Genomic DNA, 1,487 nt, shown 5'->3' with positions numbered 1-1,487 from the left:
TGCCAGGCCACCAACATGCCGGGCAGCTCGTCGGCATGCAGCGAGGCCTGGATATAGACCTTGCCGCCCCCGCGGGGGCCGAAGTGGAAACTGTGCAATTGGCGGGTAATGCCCGGAACGGGTGAGAGCAGGTCGTGGGTCGAATGGTGCATGGTAGTCCTGGCTACGTGGCGAAAACGGTCTGCGACACGGGTCGGCACAAAGATAGAAGCATAAATTCTGCTGCTGCGCCTCTTCCGGTATCTGCTTGAAGCCTGCAGGTCGCACATTTGTCTCAGGCCAGCAGCGCCTGCAAGGTCGCCAGGTCATCGGCCTCATCCACCGGTTTGTCCAGCCGCCAGCGCAACATGCGTGGGAAGCGCACGGCGATGCCGCTCTTGTGGCGCCTGGACAGGGCTATGCCTTCGAAACCCAGTTCGAACACCAGTGTTGGCGTTACGCTGCGTACCGGGCCGAAGGTTTCCACGGTGGTCTTGCGGATGATGGCGTCGACCTTGCGCATCTCTTCATCGGTAAGCCCGGAGTAGGCCTTGGCAAAAGGCACCAGCGCTCGCCCCGGGGTGCCAGCCGGAGCGTCCCACACGGCAAACGTGTAGTCGCTGTAAAGGCTTGCCCGCCGGCCATGGCCGCGCTGGGCATAGATCAGCACGGCATCGACGCTGAACGGGTCGATTTTCCATTTCCACCAGGTGCCCATATCCTTGGTGCGCCCCACGCCATACAGGGCCTCGCGTTGCTTGAGCATGAAGCCCTCGACACCCAGGCTGCGGGACCGCTCGCGCTGGCGGGCGAGGTCGGCCCAGTCCGGGCCTTCGAGCAGGGGTGATAGCAGCACCGGGGCCAACGGATAGTGCTCCAGCAACAGCTCCAGCTGACGGCGGCGTTGGTACTGTGGCCGGCTGCGCCAGTCTTCGCCTTGCCACTCCAGCAGGTCGTAGGCCTGCAGCACTACAGGCGCATCCCCCAGCAGCTTCTTGCCCAGCGTCTTGCGCCCGATACGTTGTTGCAACAGGGCAAACGGCTGTACAGCCAGGTCAGCAGCGGTAGCGCCCGGCTTCCATACCAGAATCTCGCCGTCGAGCACCACGCCATCAGGCAACGTCTGCGCCAGGCTGTGCAATTCGGGGAAGCGGTCGGTGACCAGCTCTTCGCCGCGCGACCACACCCAGAGCTGGCCCTCGCGCTTGACCACCTGGGCGCGAATGCCGTCCCACTTCCACTCGATCTGCCAGTCGCCTGGCGGGCCGAGCAGTGCATCGAACTGCTCGATTGGCGCTTGCAGCGGGTGGGCGAGGAAAAACGGGTACGGCTGGCCGCCACGCTGACGATGTTCATCGGCAGACTCCGGGGCGACCAGTTGCTGGTAGCTGGCCGCAGTGGGGCGGTGGCTGATGTCGGTATACCCGACCAGGCGCTGGGCCACCCGCTTGGCATCCAGGCCCGCCAGCTGCGCCAGGGCGCGGGTGACCAGCAGCTTCGATACACCG

The 1,487-nt window shown here is 64.8% G+C and carries 1 protein-coding gene and 1 pseudogene; both read right to left on the bottom strand.

Going from position 1 to position 1,487, the window contains the following annotated elements; genetic code table 11:
- Positions 1 to 152: pseudogene (locus HP546_RS30140) on the bottom strand (succinylglutamate desuccinylase); the annotation flags it as partial.
- Positions 153 to 274: 122 nt separating this feature from the next.
- The coding region (locus tag HP546_RS30135; RefSeq protein ID WP_172233506.1) for an ATP-dependent DNA ligase at positions 275 to 1,487 on the bottom strand (1,213 nt) is incomplete at its 5' end.

The sequence above is a fragment of the Pseudomonas sp. CM25 genome (assembly GCF_013179705.1).
Lineage (GTDB): Bacteria > Pseudomonadota > Gammaproteobacteria > Pseudomonadales > Pseudomonadaceae > Aquipseudomonas.
The sequence above is the reverse complement of the archived record's forward strand: the minus strand, read 5'-3'. Positions and strand labels throughout refer to the sequence as shown.